We start from the raw sequence: 22,175 nt of genomic DNA on the forward strand, positions 1-22,175 counted from the left end.
GCGGATCCGCCCGGTTCGTGTCAATCTGACCCGTTCGAGCACATCCATCCGGATTGCGACCGCCCCGTCTCCGAGGCAACCCCTCTACCTTACTCCACCATCTGACTCTTGTCGAATCAAACTTTGTCGGGACGTGAACGTCCCACTGCGCGGTGGTGATCAGAGGAGGGTTCCCGAGGTCTGGTGATCTCCGCCAACCCCTCGGGCCTGAGAACTCTACGTACGGCCTCCCGCCCCGTCAAATCGACGGCCCGTCCGAAAGCTCACCCCGTCCCCCGGCTAAGCCCCCCTCTCCGGGTACGTAGTCCTCATGACAGAGCAGAGAACCCTGCCGAGAGCCTTCATCGTGCTCGTATGCGCCGCCGGTGCGGTGATCACACTGGCCGGTGTCAGGGAGGTCGCCTCGATCATCGGCCCTCTGCTCCTGGCGCTCGTGCTCGTCGTCGCGGTCTCCCCGGTCAGGACCATGCTCCAGAGGCGTGGCGCGCCCGGCTGGCTGCTGGTCGCGGTCCCCCTGACCATCGTCCTGCTCGTCCTGCTCGGCATGGTGGCGATCCTCACCGTCTCGGTGGCGCAGCTGGCCGGTCTGGCTCCCGCCTACACCTCCCAGTTCAACGAGCTCGTCCTGGAGGCGCAGGAACTCGCGGCCCGGCTGGGCGTCGGCACCGGCCAGATCAACCAGGCGATCAGATCGTTCGACCCCGGCAGGATCTTCAGCCTCCTGCAGGGGTTCATCACGGGGCTGCTCGCGGTGTTCTCCAGCCTGATCCTGATCATCGTTCTTCTCCTCGCCATGTGCCTGGACGCGCAGGCCTTCTCCCGGATCCTCTCCTCCGGTGCCAGCCACCGGCCGAAGCTCATCGACGCGCTGGCCGACTTCGCCCGCAACACCCGCCGCTATCTCGTCGTCTCCACGATCTTCGGCATCATCTGCTCCGCGCTGGACGTCGCGGTGCTCTGGCTTCTCGGCGTGCCGCTCCCCCTTCTCTGGGGTGTGCTGGCACTGATCACCAACTACATCCCGAACATCGGCTTCGTCCTCGGGCTTCTCCCGCCCGCCCTGCTCGGCCTGCTGGAGGGCGGCCTCCAGGCGATGTTCTCTGTGATCGTCGCCTATATGGCGATCAACTTCGTGGTCCAGTCGCTCGTCCAGCCCAAGTACCTCGGCGACGCGGTGGGCCTGTCCACGACGGTGACGTTCCTCTCCCTCATCGTGTGGACGTTCGTTCTCGGCCCGCTGGGCGCCCTGCTGGCCATCCCGCTCAGCCTGCTGACCCGGGCCCTGCTGATCGACAGCGATCCGCACGGTGAGTGGGCGGCCGCGCTCATATCGGGGAAGGCCCCGCCGGACGACTCGCCCGGCTCCGAAAGCCGTACCATGAACCCCGAAAGCCGTACCGTGAACTCCGAAGCCGTACCGTGAAGACGTGTACCGCGAATGGGCCCCGGACTCCGCTCTGACCGGACGACTCGCCTGTCTCTGGACGAGCACCGCGACATCGACGTCTCCGATGACGAAACTGGTCGTGCCGGACGGCTGCGTCGATCTGATCTGGGGCCCCGGCGGTCCCCATGTGGCCGGGCCCGACACCGGGCCGATGCCGGTGCGGCTGGCCCCCGGTGACCGCTACGCCGCGGTCCGGTTCCGGCCCGGTGCGGTGGGCGAGGTGTTCGGGGTGCCGGTGGAGGCCCTGCGCGACCAGCGGGTGCCGCTGGACGACCTGGGCGAGCCGGGCCGCCTCACCGTGGAGGCGGTGACCGCGCGGACCGGGTCGCCCGAGGCGGTGACCGCCGAGGCCATCCAGGACGTGCTGGCCGTACGGCTGCGCGCGGCGCCCCGCCCCGACCCGGCCGCGCCGGCGATCGCCGAGGCGCTGCGGGCGGGGCGGAACATCGGGGAGGTGGCCTGGGACCTCGGGCTGGGTGAGCGGCAGCTGCACCGGCGGTGCGTGCGGGCGTTCGGGTACGGGCCCAAGGTGCTGCAGCGGGTCGTCCGCTTCCAGCGGGCTCTGCGCCTGGCCCGGCGCGGTCTCACTCTGGCCGAGGTGGCGCTGGCCAGCGGTTATGCCGACCAGGCGCACATGGCCAACGAGGTGAGACGGCTGGCCGGGGTCCCCATGGGCCGGCTCGTCAGCCCGGCAGCCGCCCGTACGCCTTGAGGGTCTTCAGCCGCTCCACGGTGAGGAACCCGCCCCACTCGTGGGCCACGATCGGCGTCCACATCGGGAAGTTGGGCACCCAGCCGCCGTCGTCCGTCTGCTGGTCGATCAGCGCGTCGAGGTGCCGTTCGAGCACCTCGTCGGCGAAGAGCGGGAGCTCACCGGGCTCGGGGGCGAAGTCCAGCGGGAAGTGCGCGTCGCCGGGGGTGTCCGGGTCGAGGGCCACGGTGGCCAGGATCGCCTCGCGGAGCCGTGTGAACTCCTTGTGCGCTCGGTCGCGGTCCGGGACGCGCTCCAGGAAGTTCAGGATCGCCCGCGCTTCGTAGGGCTGGAGTTCGCTCGTCGCCTCGATCGCCGCCCAGGTGAACTCGGTCGCCGGGGCCAGCCACGGATGGACGACCTTGTGCTTGTGGAGCAGGCCCGCGATCGAGGCGGTGGGGATCAGGTGGCCGGGCGGGTCGTCGGGCGTCTCCCACCACGGGGCGCGCGGGAACGCCCGGACGCTGGGCAGCACGAACGGCACGCCTCCGTCCCCGGTGGTGATCGTCACCAGGTAGTCGCAGGCCCTGGTCACCATCGGGTCGTCGAACGCGTCGAGCTCGTCGAGGATCCAGAACGCCACCTCGACCGGTTCGGGCTGGCTCCCCGGCCCGCGCAGGTCGGGTTCGAGCGCGTTGCCGAACCCGCCGTCGGCGTTCTGGTAGGCGCGCAGCACGGCCAGCACCCGATCCGCCGATCCCCGGCCCATCAGGTTGTCGTAGCGCAACCGGTCGATCAGGCGGGCGTTGAGCAGCAGGTAGCGCTCGGCCGCGCCGAGCGCGTCAGGCGTCAAGGTCTTCATGTCCCCGACCGTACGCCTGGTTCTCCGCGGCGTCTTGTAGGAATCGGACGGCCTCCGGGATCTCGCCGATCCGGGACCGCAGGGGCTAGAGGGGCTACAGGAGGGCTACAGGGGCTGCAGCAGGTGCTCCCGGCCGAACGATGCGAACCGTTCGCGGAGGGCGCGCCGCGCCGTGCCCGTCATCGGGATGTAGCGCAGGTCGCGTTCCGGGCTCCACCACACGGGGTCGGCGCACTCCCAGCGGTCCCGGCGCAGGTCGCGCTTGTCCACCTTGTTGGTGGCGGTGAGCGGCATCACCGGCGTGATCCGGACGAACATCGGCGCCCACTTGGTGCCGAGGTCGGGCTGGGCGCGGAGGAACGCGGCGAAGGCCGCGGGGTCGAACGCGCCGTCGAGCTCCAGGGCCGCCATGACCTGGTCTCCGGTACGGGGATCCGGTACGGCGTAGACCGCGCACATGACGGTCCCCGGGAAGCGCGACAGGACGCGCTCGACCGGGGCCGCGGCGAAGTTCTCGCTGTCCACCCGGAGCCGGTCGGCGTTCCGGCCCGCGAAGTAGAAGTACCCGGCATCGTCTCGATAGCCCAGGTCGCCGCTCCAGTACCAGCCACCGCGCAGGCGCTCGGCGTCGGCCTCGGGGTCGGCGTAGTAGCCCTCGAAGGCGGGGTCGTCCCGGCGGACGATCTCCCCGATCGCCTCGTCCCCGTTGAGCAGCCGGCCGGTGCCGTCGAAACGGGCGCGCGGGCACTCGAGGCCGGTCTCGGTGTCGTGGACGGCGACGTCCATCCCCTCCGGGGGGAATCCGAGGGCCTCCGGCGGGGTGCCGGGGATCTTGTTGATGGTGATCGCGCCCTCGGAGGAGCCGTACCCCTCGATGATCGTGACGCCGAACCGCCGGGAGAACTCGGCCATGTCCCGGGCGGACGCCTCGGTGCCGAACGCGGTCGTCAGCGGGTTGTCCGCGTCGCCGGGACGCTCCGGGACGGCGAGGATGTAGGCGAGGGCGCGGCCGACGTAGTTGAAGTACGTGACGCCGTAGCGGCGGATGTCGGGCAGGAAGCCCGAGGCGCTGAAGCGCCGCCGCATCGCGATCGTCGCCCCGGCGCAGGTCGCCATGGCCAGGTTCGCCATGATCGCGTTTCCGTGGAAGAGCGGCATCGCCAGGTACGTCACGCTGTCGCGGTCGATCCCGAACTGCCATCCCCGCCGGCCGATCGCGGCCAGTCGTCCCTGTCCGCAGATCACCGCCTTCGGCGCTCCCGTGGACCCGGACGTGAACAGCAGCAGCAGCCGCTCCCCCGGGCCCGGCTCCGGCGGGCCCACCCCGCCGTCCGCGTTCCCACCGTCCGCGTTCCCACCGTCCGCGTTCCCACCGTCCGCATCCCCGCTGTCCTCGCGGCCGAGAAGCGCGGAGTATCCGGGTGTGTCCACCTGGAGGACGCGGTCGGGGGGGACGTCGGTCTTCAGCCCGTGGAGCAGGCCGTACCCGGCGGAGTCGGTCACGATGAACAGGCAGTCGGTGTGGCGGATGTCGGCGGCCAGTTCCTCGCCCCGCCGGGTCGGGTTGATCCCGACCACCGCGGCCCCGGACAGGGCCGCGGCGAAGATCCACAGAATGTACTCGGGGACGTTCTCCAGCAGCACGCCGATGTGGAAGGGCCGCCCCCGTTCGCGGAGGCCCAGTGCCAGGGCGGCCCGGCGCTCGGCCTCCCGGACGAGCCGTGACCATGTGTAGCTCTCGTCCTCGAACAGCAGTCCGGGGTGGTCGTCGTCCGCCCTCGCCCGGATCAGTTCCGCGAATGTCGCCACACCCGGATCTTGAGCAAGTGCTTGGTCAAAGTCAAGGCGTCCCGGACCCGGAGACCACGGATCGGAAGGGTCAGGGGGTCGCCATCGCGACGGCCCCGCCGCCCACCCGGGTACGGCCGTCCGCCTCGGCGATCGACCCCTTCAGCTCGCTCGGCCGGCCCATGTCCACGCCCTGGATGACGGTGAACTCCCGCACCTCGGACCCCAGGGCCCGCAGGTAACCGCCGAACGCCGCGGCCGCCGCGCCGGTCGCCGGGTCCTCCACCACCCCGCCGACCGGGAAGGGGTTGCGCGCGTGATAGCGCCCGTCGTGCTCGCGCCAGAACAGGTTCAGGGTCGTCCAGCCGCGCCGGATCATGATCTCCTTCAGCGCGTCGAAGTCGTAGTGAAGGTCCGCCAGCCGGGCGCGGGACGCCGCCGCGATCATCGGGTGGTCGTTCCCGGCGAACGCCACGTGCGGTGGGAAGTCCTTGTCGAGGTCGTCGCGGGACCAGCCGAGCACGGCGAGCGTCTCGTCGAGCGCGTCCTCGGCCATGGGCTCCGAGCGTGTGGGCACGCTGGTGAGGGTGGCCCGCAGCGTGTCACCGTCGACCTCGGCGTCCACGACGATCTCGCCCGCGTTGGTGGTGAAGGTCAGCCGTCCCACCCCGATGCGCTCGGCCAGGGCCACCGAGGTGGCGATCGTCGCGTGTCCGCAGAAGTCCACCTCCGCCGAGGGGGCGAAGTAGCGGACCCGGAAGGCGCGGGCCGCGTCGTCACGCGAGGTCAGGAAGGCGGTCTCGGAGTAGCCCACCTCGGCGGCCACGGCGAGCATCTCGGCGTCGGAGAGCCCGGCGGCGTCGAGGACGATCCCGGCGGGGTTGCCTCCCTCGGGGTCGTGGGTGAAAGCGGTATAGCGGAGGACTGCCACATTTTTCGTCACACCTCCGGAACCTAACAGCCTCGCCCCGCGAGGGGATCCACTCGCCGGCCCGGTGGAGGAGACGGCAGGGAACCCTCTCCCGGATGTCACTTCATCCGGAAGACCGGACCCTTCGGGGTGAAGGGCAGCCGCGCTCCCTCGGGCACGAGGAAGGCGTGCTCCCGGCGGATGCGCAGCACGTCGCACCACCCGTCGGTGATCACCAGGATGGGGCCGCCGGGCGGGAAGTCCTCGGCCCGCTCCAGCAGGTTGACCCCGGGCTGGAGTACGGTTCCGCCCCGGCCGCGGACCCGGACCCGGTTCGCGATCTCCTCGACCGGGAGGTATCCGGCGTCGTAGGCGGCGGCGTCGCAGAACACCACCCGGGCCCGGGGGACGTCGCGGGCGACGGCGTAGGAGGCGATCGACCCCAGGGCCTTGCCCAGGAGCCTGACGTTCATCGAGCCCGAGGTGTCCAGGACCACGCCGAACGTCGCCTGCCGGACGAGCTCTTCGGGACGGACCCAGCCGGGGCGCGGGATATCCGGGCTGGAGGCCTGGCGCCGGGAGGCGCGGGCGTAGGAGCGGCGCTTGTCCACCGTGGGGACGTGCTCGTCGAACCAGCGGGCCAGCGCGGCGTCCCAGGGCAGCGGCGGCTGGTCCAGCGCCCGGATCTCCTGCTCCAGACCGGCGGGCAGGTAGCCCCGGCCGCTGTTGTGGTGATAGGCGAGGCCGGTGCACAGGGCGTTGCGGTAGTAATCGTCGAGGTCGACGTAGCGTCCGGGCGCTCCCGGGCGCGGGATCGGGCGGTCGAGCACGTCGCCGAGCCCGCGTCCGCGCAGGGTGGCGAGCTTGCGCAGGCGGCGCAGATCGGCGGCGATCCGGTCGTAGACGGCCTCGGTGGACAGGCCCGCGAGCGACTGGTCGTACAGCAGCCCCTCGGGCATCTCGCCGACGGCCATCTCCACCAGCCAGCCGTTGATCACGTAGTCGGCGGCGACGTTCCACAGGTAGGGGTCGCGCCCGCCGACGCGCTCGCCGTGGCGGAGGGCGGCGTGCAGCATCTCGTGGGCCAGGACGAAGCGCCATTCCTCGACCGACATGCGTGCCAGGGGGTTGACGTAGATCTCGGCGGCCTCGGAGCTGACGGCGGCGACGGAGATGTCCCAGCCCTTGGCCAGTTCCGCGTCGGCGACGAGCTTCATACCGGCGGCGAGGGCGCCCAGCAGCGGGTAGGACGAGACGAACCAGCGCAGCGCCAGGTCCCACGGCCCCTCGACATGGTTGTCGGCGGTGCCGCGCGGCGCGCCCGCCAGGTCCAGCGCGGCCGTGGCCGTGTCGGCGACGCCGATCGCGAAGTCCTGCTGGAAGTCCATGTACGTGGCCGTCTCCTCGCTCCCGATCACGAAGTCGGGCCGGCCGAGCGGCGTGTACTCGGCGGGCAGGCCGAGGCGGCGCCACCGCTCCGACAGCGTGGTCTCGTCCTCGGGCGGCAGTTCGGCCGGGAGCGGCTCGGGGCAGCGGCCGATCTTGACGGTGCGCAGGAAGCGGTCCACGGCCACGCAGCAGGCGGCCCGGTAGGCGGGGTCGGGCAGGAAGCTCTCGTCCCGGCGGTCACCGGTCGGCTCGCCGATGTCCCGGGGCAGGGCGGAGCGGGGGTCGGCGTGCCCGAATCCGAGGTGGAGCAGGACGTGGGCGAAGACCCACGCCCACTCCTCGGCCTCGGCCCGGCGCTTGGGGTGGTAGACGACCCGGCCCCCGGCGGAGACCGCCGCCCAGGTGTCCGGTGAGAGCTCACCCTCCTGGGCGGCGTAGAGGTGGCCGTAGGAGTAGGCGCGGAAGAGCGGATGGCCCGTGGTCAGCCGCCAGCCCTTCTCCACCGCCTCGCGCCACGGGTCGACCTTGGGCTTCTGCCTCGCCATCAGTTCCTCGCGGCGACGAGCCGGGGCAGGTCGCGGCCCACCTCGACGAGGAACCAGGTGGGCAGGGCCGGGGCGCCGTTGGCGTCGTTGGCGATGACGAGCTGCGCGCACTCCAGGGAGATCTCGGCCAGCTCGACCAGGAGCGTCTTCGCCCGGAAGGCGAGGTCGCGGCCCCGGGAGGACCCGCCGCGCTTGTCGGCCGGGAGCTCCTTCATCAGGCGGGCGCGGAAGGTCTCCGAGAGGAAGTAGAGCAGGTCGCGGTCCTCGGGGGCGCGCGGCCAGGGCGCCTCGCCCTTGATCACGGCGTCGAGGTCGTAGGCGTGCCGGACGGTCTTGACGTAGGCGCGGAAGGCCGAGGCGTGCGCGGTGGTGAGGGTGCCGAAGGCCAGCATGGCGAGGGTCTCGTCGTCGATGCCGTCGCCGTAGGAGTGCATGACGTCGGAGAGCATGTGCCAGGCGCGCGGGGAGGAGAACGGCTCCTCGGTCTTGGGCGGGGCGCTCCACAGGTGGTCCGGGCGCTGCAGGAGGTACTCGACGATCCACGGGTGGATGCCGTTGCCGGTGGCCCAGGTGAGCCAGTCGGTGGCCGAGGCCCGCAGGTGCACGTGGACCAGGCGGTTGACCAGCGCCGAGGCCATCGGCCTGGCCAGCGCGTTGTCGGTGGCGCGGTTGCCCGCGCCGATCACGACCGAGCCCGTGGGGAGCTCGTAGGCGCCGATGCGGCGGTCGAGGATGAGCGAGTAGAACGCCTTCTGCACCTCGGGCGCGGAGGCGTTGAGCTCGTCGAGGAACAGGCAGTACGGCTCGTCCCGGGCGATCGTCTCGGGCGGGGCGAACCGGCTGCGCCCGCCGACCAGCTCCGGCACGCCGATGAGGTCCTCGGGGGCGAGCTGGGTGCCCAGCAGTGTCACGCACTCCAGTCCGAGCGAGTCGGCGAAGTCCCGCACGAGTGAGCTCTTGCCGATGCCCGGTGCCCCCCAGAGGAACACCGGACGCACGACGGCGACGTGCAGCAGCACCCCCGGGAGCTGTGCCGGAGTGACGGTGACGGTTGCCTGCATGCCCCCAAGGGTGACAAATCGCCCATCACACCTGCATCAGGTTTTCAGCCGGAGACCCGGCCGGGGACGGAGACCCGCCCGGAGACGGGGACTCGTCAGGAGACGGGGACGGATCCCCGCGCAGGGTTGTCCGGTCCGTCCGCCGGGGCCCGGGAGACGCGGCGCTCCCAGGGCAGGGCGAGGGCGAGGACCGGCAGCAGCACGACCGAGGCGCGGGACCAGAGCGAGTGCAGGTGCCACCAGGTGGTGGTGTCGAACTGGGTCATGTAGAGGTAGCCGTACCCCGACCACAGGGAGACGCCGAGGATGGCGGGCCAGGCGAAGCGGGTGGGGCGGGCGACCAGGAACGGCATGAACCACATCAGGTACTGCGCGCCGAGACGGGGGGTGACGACCATGAAGGCCAGCAGCAGGGCCGTGGTGACGTCCACCGGGTCGGCACGGCGCCAGAGGAAGGCGACCAGCAGCAGCGTGACGTAGATCAGGTTGGTGCCGAAGGTGGCGAGGTCGGGACGGAGCGCCCAGTCTCCCCCGGTGAACCACGGGGTGTATCCCCACTCGCCGACGATCGGGCGGATGTCCCCGATCGTGCGCAGGGCCTGGATGATCTCTGCCAGGGAGGCGTCCAGGAAGAGCGGCTCGGTGACGACGAAGAAGACGGGCGCGATGCCGACGGCCACGAACGCCGTGACGCGGGCGCGCACGGTCGGCAGCAGCAGGAGCATTCCGGGGATCAGCCAGATCGGCCAGCTCTTGGCGCACAGGGCCAGTCCCATCAGCAGACCGGCGAACAGGGCCCGGCGCAGCACCACCCGGTCGTCCTGGCGCGGAGCGAGCGCCCGCGCCAGCATGGGGCGCGCGTCGGCGGCCAGGTCGCGCACGGCGCCGCCGAACCCGAGGGCCGACACGCGCTCGCGGACGTAGGCGACCGGGTCGTTGCGCAGACCGGGGCGGTCGGGGTCGCCGGGGCCGCGCGCCACCACGAAGGCGGCCACGCCGAAGACCAGCGCGACCGGCTCGACCTGGCCGTGGACCGAGGCGACGAGGATCACCAGCGGGTTGCAGGCGTACTGGAAGGCGCGCAGGCTCGCGGTGGCCCCTCCGGCGAGCCTGCCCACCAGCGGGATCAGGATGATGTCGGCGACCACCGTGACCAGGCGCCCACCCCACTCCCACGGGATGCCCAGCCAGAGCAGCAGGCCGTACACGTACGGGATCATCGGCAGGAAGTGCCAGCCGCCCTCGCTGCCGATGACGGGATCCTGTCCCCGCAGGACCGCCTCGCCGGCGGGTTTGAAGCTCTCGACGAAGTCGACCGGCTGCCAGGTGTCGATCGCCGAGGTGGCCATGACGACGACCCGGAAGACGATCCCGACTATGAGGGCGGTCAAGAGCGACGGGCGCCAGCCCTTCCACTGCGCGGCCAGAGCGAGCACGACACCGGTGACGAGGATGATCCCCGTGGGAATTGCGTAGTCCATGACGGCCAATAGCCTGCCGGAACTCACGAGCGGACAACCACTCGAACGGCGAAACGATACCTCTCTCCCAGTTTGGGAACACCGTCGAGGACGGTTCCGTCACTCGGAGTGAGGGCCGGATCCATCCCTCGACCCCTGCGACGATCTTCGCGGCGTCCGTCCCCCGTGCGAGGTTCTCCGCCCCGGCCGGTGACACGGATACCTCGCCGCCGGGAGTCCGTCTCTCCCGGCGGCGAGGGGTCTGGCAGGGCCCGTCAGCCGAGCCCGTCGAGGTAGGCCCGGTGGTTGCGGGAGAACTCGAACCCGTTGTACCGGTCCCAGTTGATCGACCAGGTCATCAGGCCGCGCAGCTTCGGGTAGACCCCCCTCGGCTTGTACGGCCCGCAGTTGGCGCCCTTCGCCAGGCAGTCGAAGGCCTTCTGCACCTCGGCCACCGTGGTGAAGCCGTTCCCTGCCCAGGGCGCGGCGGGCAGCCCGATGGCGACCTGCTCCTGACGCAGGGGCGGGAAGACGTTGCCCGGATTCCCCATGATCGGGAAGCCCGCGAGCAGCATGTCGGTCATGGCCACGTGGAAGTCGTGCGTGCCCATGGTGTGGAACTGGTCGTCCAGGCCCTTGATCGGCCCGGAGTTGTAGTCCTGGACGTGGAGCAGGGTCAGGTCGTTGCGCATGGCGTGGATGACCGGCAGGTAGGACGCGGCCCTCCGGTCGGCCGCGCCGTTGGGGCCGGGACCGTAGAACTGGTAGCCGAGCTGGACGAAGAACGTCTCGGGGGCCATGGTCAGCACGAACTTCGCACCGTACTTGGCCTTGAGCGTCTTCAGCGCGGCGATCAGGTTGACGATCACCGGGGTGGTCGGGTTCGCCAGGTTGGTGTCGCCGTTGTCGAGGTAGAGCGAGTGGCCCTCGAAGTCGATGTCCAGCCCGTCGAGGCCGTACTTGTCGATGATCGCGCTCACCGAGCGGACGAACGTGTCGCGCGCCGCCGCGGTGGTGAGCTGGACCTGGCCGTTCTGCCCGCCGATGGAGATCAGCACCTTCTTCCCGGCGGCCTGCTTGGCCCGGATCGCGGCGATGAACTCGGCCTCGGACTCGACGTTGGGACACTCGGCGGCCGGGCACTGCCGGAAGCGGATGTCACCGGAGGTCACCGAGGTGGGTTCGCCGAAGGACAGGTTGATGACGTCCCACTCGTCCGGCACGTCGGCCATCCGGACGTAGCCCGACCCGTTGGCGAAGGAGGCGTGCAGGTAGCCGACGAGCACCCGCTCGGGCAGGTCGGTGGGGGGCGGGGTGTCGTCGCCGGTGGTCCTGCCGCTGACCGAGGGGCTGTAGGCCGAGCAGTTGCCGGAGCCGTCGCAGGCCCGCACGCGGAAGCCGTACGTGGTGTTCTTGGTCAGGCCGGTGGCGGTGTAGCTCGTGGCCGCGCCCGCGCTGACGGCGGCGCCGTTGTCGCGGGAGACCTCGTAGCGCGCCACCGTCCCGGAGTCGTCGGTGGAGGCCGACCAGCTCAACGCCAGCGAGGTGGCCGTCGCACCGCCTGCGGTCAGGTTCGCCGGGACGGTGGGCGGGGTGGTGTCGGTCGGGGTGCCCTGACCGGGCGGGCCGTCCAGGACGACGTCGTCGGCCTGGTAGGCGCCCTGGCCGTACCAGCTGTTGACGTAGACCGTCACCGTCGTGGTCGACGGGCCGGTGGTGAAGGTCCGGGTCAGCTGGGTGTAGGCCGACGGGGACGAGACCCAGGTGCTCACATCCCCGGTCCCGGTGCCCGTGGCCCCCAGGAAGACGTACCCGCCGCGCACCCAGGCCGACAGCGAGTACGACGAGTTGGGCTTGACGCTCACCGTCTGCTGGCAGCGGGCCGTGTCGGAACCGGCCGGGGTGGCCTGCAGCGCCTTGGACCCGCCGTGCACCGGCGAGGACACCGCACTCGCCCCCGCAGAGGCCGAGCACGTCCAGCCGGTCAGCCCGTCCTCGAACCCGGGGTTGACGGCGATGTTGGCCGCGTGGGCCGGGGACGCGGCCAGCACCGTGCCGCCCAGCGCCAGCGCGGTCACCGCCGCGAGCTTCCTGAATCTCATCCGGTGAACCCCTTGAAGATGTTCGTGAACTCCCAGGCCGACTGCGCGACGCCGCTGCAGGTCGGGGAGACCCGGCCGTCGGGGCAGCCGCCGTTGTCGCGTCCGCTGGACCAGAACCCGATGAAGCCGACGTGGTTGGCGTTGGCCCAGGCGAGCAGCTTGCGCGCGTCGGCCTGGGTGGTGGTCATCCCGGTGTCGTTCTTGCCGATCATCGGGGTGAGGCCGAGCAGCTTCTTGAGCTGGGCGTCGGTCTTGGACGGCCAGACGGTCCTCATCTGGCCGAGCGTCGCCTGGGCGGCGTTGATCATCGCATCGCCCCAGTTCCCGGTGTAGCCGAAGTTCATCAGCATCGGGTTGACGATCACGTTGAGGCCCTTGGCCGCCGCGTCCTGCAGGATCGACAGCGAGAACGGGTCCACGCCGTAGTCCTGGCCCTGCACGCGCAGCGTGTAGCTGACGGTGGTGCCGCGCTCGGCCTGGAGCTGCTTCAGGGCGGTGTTGACCTTGTTGACGTCGATCGACGCCTCGACGTCGACGTCGAGGTGGTTGGTGCCGACGGTGTCGAGCACCTTCTTGTAGGCGCCGAGCAGCGCCGCCGAGGTGCCGCAGACGTGCTCCAGGTACGGCCCCATCGCGCCGCCGGTGGCCACGATCACCTGGCCGCCCTGGGCCTGGAGGGCCTTGACGTCGTTGATGATCCGGGGCTCGTTGATCGGGATGGTGCCGCCCCAGGCGGGGTTGCAGCCGCTGCTGTCGCCGAGGGCGAAGGCGAGGGTGTAGTTCTTCACGCCGGTCGCGGCGGCGGCGCCGACCAGGGAGGGCGTCGGCATCGTGATGTCGATGTACGGCGCGTAGTGGATCTCACCGGGTGGCGGCGGGGTGTCGCCGTCGCTGGTCCTGCCGCTGACCGAGGGGCTGTAGGCCGAGCAGTTGCCGGAGCCGTCGCAGGCCCGCACGCGGAAGCCGTACGTGGTGTTCTTGGTCAGGCCGGTGGCGGTGTAGCTCGTGGCCGCGCCCGCGCTGACGGCGGCGCCGTTGTCGCGGGAGACCTCGTAGCGCGCCACCGTCCCGGAGTCGTCGGTGGAGGCCGACCAGGTGAGCGTGAGCGAGGTGGTCGTCGGGTTGCCCGCCGTCAGGTTCGCCGGGACGGTGGGCGGGGTGGTGTCGGTCGGGGTGCCGTCGCCGGGCGGGCCGTCCAGGACGACGTCGTCGGCCTGGTAGGCGCCCTGGCCGTACCAGCTGTTGACGTAGACCGTCACCGTCTTCGTCGAAGGACCCGTGGTGAAGGTCCGGGTCAGCTGGGTGTAGGCCGACGGCGAGGACGTCCAGGTGCTGGTGTCGGTCGTACCTGTGCCGCTCACACCCAGGAACACGTAGCCGCCGCGCACCCAGGCCGACAGCGAGTACGACGAGTTGGGCTTGACGCTCACCGTCTGCTGGCAGCGGGCCGTGTCGCTCCCGGCCGGGGTGGCCTGCAGCGCCTTGGACCCGCCGTGCACCGGCGAGGACACCGCACTCGCCCCCGCAGAGGCCGAGCACGTCCAGCCGGTCAGCCCGTCCTCGAACCCGGGGTTGACGGCGATGTTGGCCGCGTGGGCCGGGGACGCGGCCAGCACCGTGCCGCCCAGCGCCAGCGCGGTCACCGCCGCGAGCTTCCTGAATCTCATCTGGTCCGCCTCACAGGATCATGGGGGGTGTCGGGGGCGTACGGCCCGCGCCCTGGAGGAGGGGGCGCGGGCCGTACGGGCTAGAAGCCTGCGGTGATCCGGGTGAACTCCCACTCGGCCTGCGGAACGCCTCCGCCGTTGACCCGGTCGCGGTTGGTCGACCAGAAGGAGAACCTGGTCAGGCCCTTGGACTTGGCCCAGTCGCGGATCCGGGTCCAGGTGGCCGGGGTGGTGGTCTCCCCCTGGTCGGACCTGCCGTTCATGCCGGAGATGCCCATGTGCGCGTAGGCCACGGCGTCGCTCCAGCCGAACGCGCTCTTCAGCGAGTTCTTCAGCCCTTCGGAGGCGTTGACCGTGTCCTGGTACATGTCGGTGCCGCCGAAGTTGAACGGCATGATCGTGTAGTTGTCGATCGGGACGTTCAGCGCCTTGGCCTGGTTGACCAGCCGGACGCCCGCGGCGCTCAGGCCCGTCTTGAACGTCGGGATGGTGACGACGATCTTCACGTTCGGGTTGTTCTGCCGGACGATCTTCAGGCCGTTGAGGATGCGGTCCTGGACCGTGTAGTTCTCGAACTCGTCGGTGTTCTCGATGTCGAAGTCGACCACCGCCGGTCCGACGGCGTTGATGACCTGCTGCACGGCTCCGGCGAAGGCCTGCGGGGTGGAGCAGTTCGGGCCGAGCTTGTTCCCGCTCCAGCCGCCGAAGGAGATCTGCACGCTGCCGCCCGCGGCCTTGATCTGCGAGATCGCCTGCGCGTCGGCACCGCCGGTCAGCGGCCGGTTGCCGTCCCAGGCGGGGGTGCAGCCGCCGCTGGACAGGATGAACGCCATGGTGAAGGACTTGATCCCGGTGGCGTTCATGACGGTCGCCGGGCTCGGCGGGTTGCCCCAGCCCATGTAGAGGTACGGGGCGCCGGGCATCTTGCCGGGCGGCTGCGGGTCGACACAGCCGGTGGTGGTGCCGGTGACCGGGGCGCTGGCGACCGACTCGCCCTGGGCGTTGTAGGCCTTGACGGTGTAGGTGTGGGTGGTGCAGGTCCCCAGCGAGCCGATCGTGGCGCTGGTCCCGGTGACCTGGGCGCGCTGGGTGCTCCCCTCGTAGACGCGGTAGCCGGTCACGGTGCCGGAGGACGCGCCCCAGGACAGGGAGATCGAGGAGTCGGTGGTTCCGGTGACCGACGGGGCGCCGGGCTGGCCGGGCGTTCCGGGCGGGTTCGTGGGGCCGCCGCCGGCGACCTTCCACAGGGCCGGGACGTTCGGCGGCTCCCAGCCGGGCAGCGAGGTGTGGCCCTGGACGGCCTCGTACTCGGTGCTGTTGTAGCTCACCCGGGCGCCGACGGCGTAGGCCGTGTACGGCTGCCAGGCGGGGGCGGCGACCGCGGCGCTCGCCGGGCGGGGCGCGCTCGCCGCGGCGGCGACGGTGGCGGTGGCTGTGGCGATCCCGGCGGATGTCATCGCCAGGGCGGCGAGTACGGCCACGGCCGTACGGCGTGATCTCATGAGCGTTCCTGCCTAGGGGAGGGTCGCGAGGTGCGGCTTGACGGTCTTGGAGAAGTTCCAGTTGTTCGAGGCGTCCCAGTTGATCGACCAGGTCATCGCGCCCCGGATCCCCGGGTAGGCGCGCGGCGGCACGAAGCTCCCGCAGCCGGTCCTGGTGGCCAGGCAGGTCAGCGCCTGGTTGACCAGGGCGGGGGCGACGATCCCGCCGCCGGCCGCGCCGGGCCCGGCGGGCAGGCCGAGCGCCACCTGGTCGGGGCGGAGGCCGTTCTCCAGCTGGATGCAGGCCAGCGCGGTCATGAAGTTGACCGTCCCCTGGGAGTAGGCGGCCATCTGGTCGCAGCCGAGCATCGAGCCGGAGTTGTAGAACTGGGTGTGGACGACGGTGAGGATGTCCTTGATGTTCAGCGCGAGCTTGAAGTACTCGGCGCCGGTCGACTGCATGTCGATGGTCTGCGGGGCCATCGTGATGATCAGGTTCGCGCCCGCCTTGGCGCGCAGCGCGCGCAGCGCCTGGCCCATGTAGGTGGCGTTGAGGCCGTTCTCCAGGTCGATGTCCACGCCCTCGAAGCCGTACTGCTGCATCAGGGCGTAGACGGTGTCGGCGAACTTCGTCGCCGCCGCGGCGCTGGCCACCTGGACCCGGCCGAGCTCGCCGCCGACCGAGAGGATGATCTTCTGGCCGCGCGCCTTCAGGGTCGCGACGTCGGCCTTGAACTGGGCCTCGGTGTAACCGCCGAGGGCGGTCGACAGCTCGGGGTCCACGCCGAAGACGACCTCGCCGGGGGTGCTCGTGGCCTCGCCGAAGGAGACGGCGACCAGGTCGTACTCGGCGGGCACCGCGGAGAGCCTCAGTTCGACGGCCGCGTTGACGAAGTTGTGCCAGTAGCCGGTGAGGAAGTGCTTGGGCAGCGGGCTCGGCGGGCAGCCGGTGGTGGTCGCGACGGCCTCGGCGCTGGCGGGCGACTCGCCCTCGGCGTTGTAGGCCTTGACGGTGTAGGTGTGGGTCTCGCAGTCGCCCAGCCCGGAGATGGTGGCGCTGGTCCCGGTGACCTGCGCCTTCTGGGTGCTCCCCTCGTAGACGCGGTAGCCGGTCACGGTGCCGGACGAGGCGCCCCACGACAGCGCGATGCTCTTGGCCCCGCCGGTGGCGGTGGGGGTGCCGGGTCTGCCGGGCAGCACGGGGTCGGTCGGGCCGCCGTCGTCTCCGGCGCAGGCGGCGCCGTTGAGCTTGCAGTTCGCCGGTACGGCCGCCGCCCCGCCGGGCGAGCCGAGGAACCCGAAGGTCACACTGGCGCCGGGAGCGAGGGTGCCGTTCCAGCCGACGTTGGAGAAGGTGAAGTGCTGGCCGCTGCGGGTCAGGGTGGCGTCCCAGAAGGAGCCGACGCTCACCCCGGCGGGGAGGTCGAACTCGACCTTCCAGGAGGAGATGGCGGCGGCGGTCCCGTTCTTGATCGTGTATCTGCCCTCGAAGCCGGAGCCCCAGTCACCGACCTTCGTGAACGTGGCCGTGGCCGTGGCGGCCGTGCTGGTCGCCGTACCGGTCACGGCGGCGTGGGCGGGGGTCGCGAGCGGCGCGGTCAGCAGGAGCGCCGCCATGGAGACGAGACATCGGGCGATGACGCGAGATTTCACGTTGACCTCGTTGGACTCTGGTTCGGGGGGTGGCCGTACGGCTTGCGCCCGGTCGGGGGGAGCTCCTCCGGAGGGGACCGAGGAGGGCGTGGCGCAAGCCGTACGGCGGGAAGGGCGCCCTCCCGCCGTGCGAGGTCGGCAGGTGGGCGCCCCGGCTCAACGGACGGCGCGGAAGCTTGCAGGAGCTGTCAGGGCCAGTAAGGCGGGGATGCGTCTCATGATCACTCCGATGAAGGAGAGAACGGGGAATCGAGATGGGTCGGGACGGCCGGCTCCCAGGTGGCGACGGCCCTCATCGTTGAGTTTCCGCAGCTCAATGTCTGTCTTCTCGGATTCGAACGGGCTACGGATGCTCCCGTTCGTCATTTCTTTTAGGAAAGTTTCCTAAGAGTTGTGGCGATCGTAGCTTTGACAGAGGCCTCTCACAAGGCCCAAAAGCTTTGATTTTCAACGACCCAGGAAGGCACGCTCCAAAACCCCGGGGCCGCGCGGGAACGCCGGTGGGACCGGCGTTCCCGCGCGGGGCCCCCGGACCTGCGCGCGGGGCTCCCGGATCGTCCGCCGGATCGTCCGGCCGCCTACCCGATCACCTCGGAGAACGGCTTGCGGACCAGGTCGGGAACCTCCGCGTCGGGCGCGGCATAACCGACCGGGAACAGGATGTAGGGCCGCTCGTTGCCCGGCCGCCCGCATATCTCGCTCAGGAACGCCATCGGGTTGGGCGTGTGGGTGAGCGTGGACAGACCCATCGCGTGCAGCGCCGCGATGAGGAAGCCGCAGGCGATGCCGACGCTCTCGTTGACGTAGTAGTGCTTGACCCGGGTGCCGTCCGGGCGCACGCCGTACTTCTCGGCGAAGCACACCACCAGCCACGGCACCGTCTCCAGGTACTCCTTGTCGGGGCCGGTCTCCAGCGGCGCCAGCGCCTCGCGCCACTCCGGCGTCAGCCGCCCGCCCTCGTAGTTCTGCCGCTCCTCGGCCTCGGCGGCCTGCCTGATCCGCCGTTTCGTCTCCGGGTCACCGATGATCACGAACTTCCACGGCTGCTGGTGCGCCCCGGACGGCGCGGTGTTCGCCGCCCTGACCGCCAGCTCGACGCACTCGCGCGGCACCGGCTCGTCGCTGAAGAAGCGCACGCTGCGGCGCCTGTCCATGTGCTCGTAGAACTCCCGGCCCCGGGCGATCATCTCCGGTTCGGGGTACCGGACCGGCCGGTACGGGACGAACGGGTGGGAGTGCTGCCGTGCCATGGTGACCTCCGTAGCTGCCCGCCGTTCAGGCGCACCCTGAATCGGATGGCGGATATGCAGGCGTAGTGTGGATCTCACCGGCAGACCGGGCAACACCCTCGCCGTTCCACTGCCAGATCGGCAGCATCGACCGTGACCCGCACCCCCGGAGGTGGGCAGATTGGCAGTCCGGAGGCATGGCCTGGACGACCTCGACCGCAGGCTCCTCCACCTGATCAGGGAGCGCCCCCGTACCGGCCTGCTGGAGATCGCCCGCCTCCTCGGCGTCGCCCGGGGCACCGTCTCGGCCCGGCTCGGCCGGATGGTCGCCGACGGCGTGATCACCGACTTCGGCCCGAACCTCTCCCCCGCCGCCCTCGGCTACCCGGTGCAGGCCTTCACCACGCTGGAGGTCGAGCAGGTCTCGCGCGCCGGCATCTCCGCCGCCCTGGAGGCGATCCCGGAGGTGCTGGAGGCCCACATCGTCACCGGCCCCGGCGACGTCTGGTGCCGCATCGCCGGCCGCGACCACGAGCACATCCAGGAGGTCATCGACCGCGCCCTGGCCATCCCGGGCGTACGGCGCAGCAGCACCGTGATCACCCTGTCCACGGTGGTCCCCCACCGGGTCCATCCTCTGGCCGATCTCGCCTGACGCGGTACCGGGGCACCGGGCCGCGCGCCGCCGGCAGGCTCTCAGGCCCGCAGCGGGTTACGGGTTGCCAGCCCCGGGAAACGGCTGAAGTCGCGGTCCATGGTCCACAGTTCCCGAACACCGTGCGCGACACACAACGCCGCAATCCGGGCGTCGTGCACCATCGGCCCCATGACCTTCCCCTCCTCCAGGGCCTTGCGGAGGATCTGCCAGTAGCCGTCAGCCTCACCGATCATCACGAGGGAGGGAGAACCCAGCCAGGCTTCGATCTGCCGGACGGCCTCCGCCGTCGTGGTGGGTGGGGCGTACACCCGGGGATGGGTCACGATCGAGAAGAACTCATCTACACACGGCCATGGAATCGCCCACGCGGCCCGTCCTTCGGCCAGCGATTTCAGCGCCGACGCCGCGCGGCCGTGGAACTCGCTGTCCCTCCGATGCGCATAGACCATGAGATTCGTGTCGACGGCGATCACAGACGATCCCCGTAGCTCAAGGCGCGAAGCTCCTCCCATGAGGCGCCCCTCGCAGAAGGCTGCAGACCCTGGCCGCCCACAGACGCGTCCGGCAGGACATAGTCCTCGCGCTCCGACCGGCGGACGAGAACGGAGCGCAGCCCCTCCTCGATGAGCGACCGCAGCGTGACCCCCTCCCGTTGGGCAACGCGCCGGGCTTCCGCCAGCAACCCGTCCGAAATATCGTGCGTCTCCGCGGACGCCTCGCCGAGGAGCGACGAACGTGCCGGCGGGAGTACCGTGAACAGGATCCCGTTCGCCCCCTGGAGTACCACTATGTTCTTCGGCATCACCGACATCTGGGCCTACGCCATCGGCGCATTCCTGATCATCCTGCTGCCCGGCCCCAACTCCCTCTATGTCCTGGCCACCGCAGCGCGGCACGGAGTTCGGCAGGGATACCTCGGGGCGGCGGGGGTGTTCGTCGGCGACACGGTCCTGATGGCGCTGTCGGCGGCCGGAGCCGCCTCGGTGCTGAAGACCACCCCGCTGCTGGCCGCCATGGTGAAGTACGCCGGAGGCGCCTACCTGGCCTGGATGGGCTTCCAGATGATCCGCGGGGCCTTGCGGTCGTGGCGGTCCCCGGAGAAGACCCCCGCGGCGCGGGAGGAGGCCGCCGAGCCGGCCGCGGACCCGTTCCGCCGGGCACTCCTCATCAGCCTGCTCAACCCGAAGGCGATCCTGTTCTTCATCTCCTTCTTCGTCCTGTTCGTGGACCCCGGCTACAGCGCGCCCGCCCTGTCGTTCCTCATCCTGGGCACGATCCTGCAGATCTTCAGCATGCTCTACCTGAGCGCGTTGATCTTCGGCGGCACCTACCTGGCCGCGCAGTTCCGGCGGCGGCGCGTGCTGACGGCGGTTTTCACCACGGCCACGGGCGCGCTGTTCGTCGGCTTCGGCGCGCGGCTGGCCACCTCCACCATCGGCTGACGCCCCCGGCCGCCCCCGCTCCACCGTTCTTGATCAGCGAGAATGCGACACTCCGTCGTGACCTGCCTCACACGGACAGGATGTCCAATTACCCGGTGGCAGCCGTACGGGCCGGGTACCGTGAGTCGCCGGCGCACACCGGAGTAACCATTCCGCAAGTGCGTCTCAAGGCCCCGGCAGGCCTGGTCGTCTATTGCTGGGGTAGGCGCGAACTCTCAGCGCCGGTCATGTCCGCCGTCCTGTGGAGCAGCAGTGAGCCATACGCCCTTCACCCTTCCCCGTCTGACCGTGCTCGCCCGCCAGGCGGTGCCACGGCTCCTGGAAGCAGTCGTGGCGCCGCTCGCCGTCTTCTACACCGCGTTCGCCCTGCTCGGCGAGACCGGCGCGATGATCGCGGCGGCCACCTGGGTGTACGCCGGGATCGGCTGGCGGCTGATCCGCCGGACCCGGGTGCCCGCGACGATGTTCATCGCCGCCCTCGCGATCACCGTCCGTGCGCTGATCGGTCTCTGGTCCGGGAGCGTGACGGTCTTCTTCCTCCAGCCCGAGCTGGGCACGATCTGCATCAGCATGGTCTTCCTCGCCTCGGTACGGCTGCGCCGCCCGCTGGTGCAGAAGCTGACCCTCGACTACGTCCACCTGCCCTCGGCGGTGCTGCGCAACGAGCGGGTCCGCCGGTTCTTCGCCCGAATCACCCTGCTGTGGGCCTTCGTGCTGCTGGCCAACTCCACCGTGAGCATCTGGCTCCTGCTCCACCAGTCGGTCGGCACCTACCTGCTGACCCGCACCCTGATCGTCGCCGCCATCACCGGCTTCGCCGCGACCTTCTCCGTCTGGGCCTTCCGCCGCGTCCTGCACCGCCTGCACCACGACCCCGCGCCCGCTCCCGCCTCCGCGCCCGCCGCCTGACGGATCAGAGCGACCGCACCTGGGAGGCGGCGGCGCCGAGCGTCCCGACCGACTCCTCCGTCCACGGGCCACCGGTGATCACGACCACGTGCCCGATCCCGAGCTCCGCGAGCGCCGCGCAGCGCCCGGCGAACGACTCCGCCGTCTCCCGCGGGTCCAGCCGGGTGCTCAGCGTCTTGCCGATCGCGTCGTAGGGCCGGCCGAGTTCCTCGCAGTGCCGGGCCAGGACCTCCAGCTTGCGCCTGACCGTCTGGCCGCCGTCGGGGATGTCGAAGAGGTTGCACGCGTCGGCGTACCGCGCCACCAGAGGCAGGGTCCGCCGCTCGCCCATGCCCCCGATCAGAATGGGCGGACGGGGCGAGGACAGCGGGCGCGGGCTGCCGAGCGGGCGTTCCGCGCGGAGGTGCCGGCCCTCGAAGGGAGTCTCGTCGCCCGACCACATCCGGATCGCGAGCCGGAGCGTCTCCTCCAGCCGCTCGAACCGCTCGGCCACGGGCGGGAGCGGCAGGCCCATGGCGCGGCCCTCCTCCTCGTGGTACCCGGCCCCGATCCCGAGCCAGGCGCGCCCGCCCGTGAGCACGTCGAGCGTGGTGACGGCCTTGACCAGCAGGGCGGCCGGGCGGTGGGTCACACCGGTCACCATCGTGCCGAGCCCGACCCGCCGCGTCTGACCCGCGAGGAAACCCAGCACCGTGTACGCCTCGAGCATCTCAGCCTCGGGCGTGCTCGTCGGATCGGCCTGGATCAGGTGGTCGGAGACCCACACGGTGTCCAGTCCCGCCTCGTCGGCCGCGCGGACGACCCCGCCGAGGCGGGAGGCGAGACCCGGCGCGCCCTCCGGCCACGAGTAGTTCGTGATGTTCAGGCTCACTCTCATGGCC

19 protein-coding genes are annotated in these 22,175 nt (G+C 70.9%); 5 read left to right on the top strand and 14 right to left on the bottom strand.

Features of this window, described 5'->3' with window-relative positions; translation table 11 throughout:
- The first annotated feature begins 310 nt into the window (after positions 1-310).
- Together IEZ08_RS26660 and IEZ08_RS26665 are read left to right on the top strand one after the other, a co-directional pair.
- On the top strand, positions 311-1,423 hold the full coding sequence (locus IEZ08_RS26660) for an AI-2E family transporter (RefSeq protein WP_189243224.1): 1,113 nt from the start codon (positions 311-313) through the stop codon (positions 1,421-1,423).
- 4 nt (positions 1,424-1,427) lie between these two features.
- Entirely contained in the window at positions 1,428-2,159 is a 732-nt protein-coding gene (locus IEZ08_RS26665) for a DUF6597 domain-containing transcriptional factor (protein ID WP_307815732.1), read from the top strand.
- Here IEZ08_RS26665 and IEZ08_RS26670 read toward each other — a convergent pair.
- The 11 genes from IEZ08_RS26670 to IEZ08_RS26720 form a co-directional block, all read right to left on the bottom strand.
- Positions 2,131-3,000 (bottom strand): hypothetical protein, encoded by an 870-nt coding sequence (locus IEZ08_RS26670; RefSeq protein WP_084779645.1) that lies wholly within the window; start codon positions 2,998-3,000, stop codon positions 2,131-2,133. The two genes, IEZ08_RS26665 and IEZ08_RS26670, sit on opposite strands and share 29 nt — an antisense overlap.
- Positions 3,001-3,105: 105 nt before the next feature.
- Positions 3,106-4,809 (bottom strand): AMP-binding protein, encoded by a 1,704-nt coding sequence (locus tag IEZ08_RS26675; RefSeq protein ID WP_189243225.1) that lies wholly within the window; start codon positions 4,807-4,809, stop codon positions 3,106-3,108.
- A 70-nt stretch (positions 4,810-4,879) separates the two neighbouring features.
- The gene (locus IEZ08_RS26680) at positions 4,880-5,719 is read right to left on the bottom strand and encodes a PhzF family phenazine biosynthesis protein (RefSeq protein ID WP_229803513.1); all 840 of its coding nucleotides are present in this window, start codon (positions 5,717-5,719) and stop codon (positions 4,880-4,882) included.
- A gap of 98 nt (positions 5,720-5,817) precedes the next feature.
- Positions 5,818-7,632 carry a vWA domain-containing protein gene (locus IEZ08_RS26685; RefSeq protein ID WP_189243226.1) on the bottom strand — a complete coding sequence of 605 codons (1,815 nt, stop codon included), beginning with the start codon at positions 7,630-7,632 and terminating at the stop codon, positions 5,818-5,820.
- Positions 7,632-8,693 carry an ATP-binding protein gene (locus IEZ08_RS26690; RefSeq protein WP_068921836.1) on the bottom strand — a complete coding sequence of 354 codons (1,062 nt, stop codon included), beginning with the start codon at positions 8,691-8,693 and terminating at the stop codon, positions 7,632-7,634. Before IEZ08_RS26690 ends, IEZ08_RS26685 begins: the two co-directional genes overlap by 1 nt.
- Positions 8,694-8,788: 95 nt before the next feature.
- On the bottom strand, positions 8,789-10,174 hold the full coding sequence (locus IEZ08_RS26695; RefSeq protein WP_068921835.1) for a putative hexosyltransferase: 1,386 nt from the start codon (positions 10,172-10,174) through the stop codon (positions 8,789-8,791).
- A 254-nt stretch (positions 10,175-10,428) separates the two neighbouring features.
- On the bottom strand, positions 10,429-12,255 hold the full coding sequence (locus IEZ08_RS26700; protein ID WP_189243227.1) for a chitinase: 1,827 nt from the start codon (positions 12,253-12,255) through the stop codon (positions 10,429-10,431).
- On the bottom strand, positions 12,252-13,922 hold the full coding sequence (locus tag IEZ08_RS26705; protein WP_068921833.1) for a carbohydrate binding domain-containing protein: 1,671 nt from the start codon (positions 13,920-13,922) through the stop codon (positions 12,252-12,254). Before IEZ08_RS26705 ends, IEZ08_RS26700 begins: the two co-directional genes overlap by 4 nt.
- A gap of 80 nt (positions 13,923-14,002) precedes the next feature.
- Positions 14,003-15,424 carry a carbohydrate-binding protein gene (locus IEZ08_RS26710; protein WP_068921832.1) on the bottom strand — a complete coding sequence of 474 codons (1,422 nt, stop codon included), beginning with the start codon at positions 15,422-15,424 and terminating at the stop codon, positions 14,003-14,005.
- Between the two features lie 12 nt (positions 15,425-15,436).
- Positions 15,437-17,056 (bottom strand): chitinase, encoded by a 1,620-nt coding sequence (locus IEZ08_RS26715; RefSeq protein ID WP_176728408.1) that lies wholly within the window; start codon positions 17,054-17,056, stop codon positions 15,437-15,439.
- Positions 17,057-17,634: 578 nt separating this feature from the next.
- Positions 17,635-18,306: a nitroreductase family protein gene (locus IEZ08_RS26720; RefSeq protein ID WP_068921831.1), complete on the bottom strand. Its 672-nt coding sequence runs from the start codon at positions 18,304-18,306 to the stop codon at positions 17,635-17,637.
- 160 nt (positions 18,307-18,466) lie between these two features.
- On the opposite strand from IEZ08_RS26720, the gene IEZ08_RS26725 reads away from it, so the two are divergent.
- Positions 18,467-18,940 (top strand): Lrp/AsnC family transcriptional regulator, encoded by a 474-nt coding sequence (locus IEZ08_RS26725; RefSeq protein WP_068921830.1) that lies wholly within the window; start codon positions 18,467-18,469, stop codon positions 18,938-18,940.
- A gap of 41 nt (positions 18,941-18,981) precedes the next feature.
- Here IEZ08_RS26725 and IEZ08_RS26730 read toward each other — a convergent pair whose 3' ends face one another.
- Together IEZ08_RS26730 and IEZ08_RS26735 are read right to left on the bottom strand one after the other, a co-directional pair.
- Positions 18,982-19,416 (bottom strand): type II toxin-antitoxin system VapC family toxin, encoded by a 435-nt coding sequence (locus IEZ08_RS26730; RefSeq protein WP_068921829.1) that lies wholly within the window; start codon positions 19,414-19,416, stop codon positions 18,982-18,984.
- A complete protein-coding gene (locus IEZ08_RS26735) occupies positions 19,413-19,745 on the bottom strand; it encodes a hypothetical protein (RefSeq protein ID WP_203863720.1) in 333 nt (110 codons plus the stop codon). The genes IEZ08_RS26730 and IEZ08_RS26735 overlap by 4 nt, the downstream gene beginning before the upstream one ends.
- On the opposite strand from IEZ08_RS26735, the gene leuE reads away from it, so the two are divergent.
- Together leuE and IEZ08_RS26745 are read left to right on the top strand one after the other, a co-directional pair.
- Positions 19,732-20,385, top strand: coding sequence for a leucine efflux protein LeuE (gene leuE, locus IEZ08_RS26740; RefSeq protein WP_068921828.1), 654 nt, complete (start codon positions 19,732-19,734; stop codon positions 20,383-20,385). The genes IEZ08_RS26735 and leuE overlap by 14 nt on opposite strands.
- 252 nt (positions 20,386-20,637) lie before the next feature.
- Positions 20,638-21,294: a VC0807 family protein gene (locus tag IEZ08_RS26745; RefSeq protein ID WP_068921827.1), complete on the top strand. Its 657-nt coding sequence runs from the start codon at positions 20,638-20,640 to the stop codon at positions 21,292-21,294.
- 4 nt (positions 21,295-21,298) lie between these two features.
- Here IEZ08_RS26745 and IEZ08_RS26750 read toward each other — a convergent pair whose 3' ends face one another.
- Positions 21,299-22,171, bottom strand: coding sequence for a TIGR03560 family F420-dependent LLM class oxidoreductase (locus tag IEZ08_RS26750; RefSeq protein ID WP_068921826.1), 873 nt, complete (start codon positions 22,169-22,171; stop codon positions 21,299-21,301).
- Positions 22,172-22,175 lie beyond the last annotated feature (4 nt).

Source organism: Planobispora rosea (assembly GCF_014648175.1).
In the GTDB taxonomy this organism is placed as follows: domain Bacteria; phylum Actinomycetota; class Actinomycetes; order Streptosporangiales; family Streptosporangiaceae; genus Planobispora; species Planobispora rosea.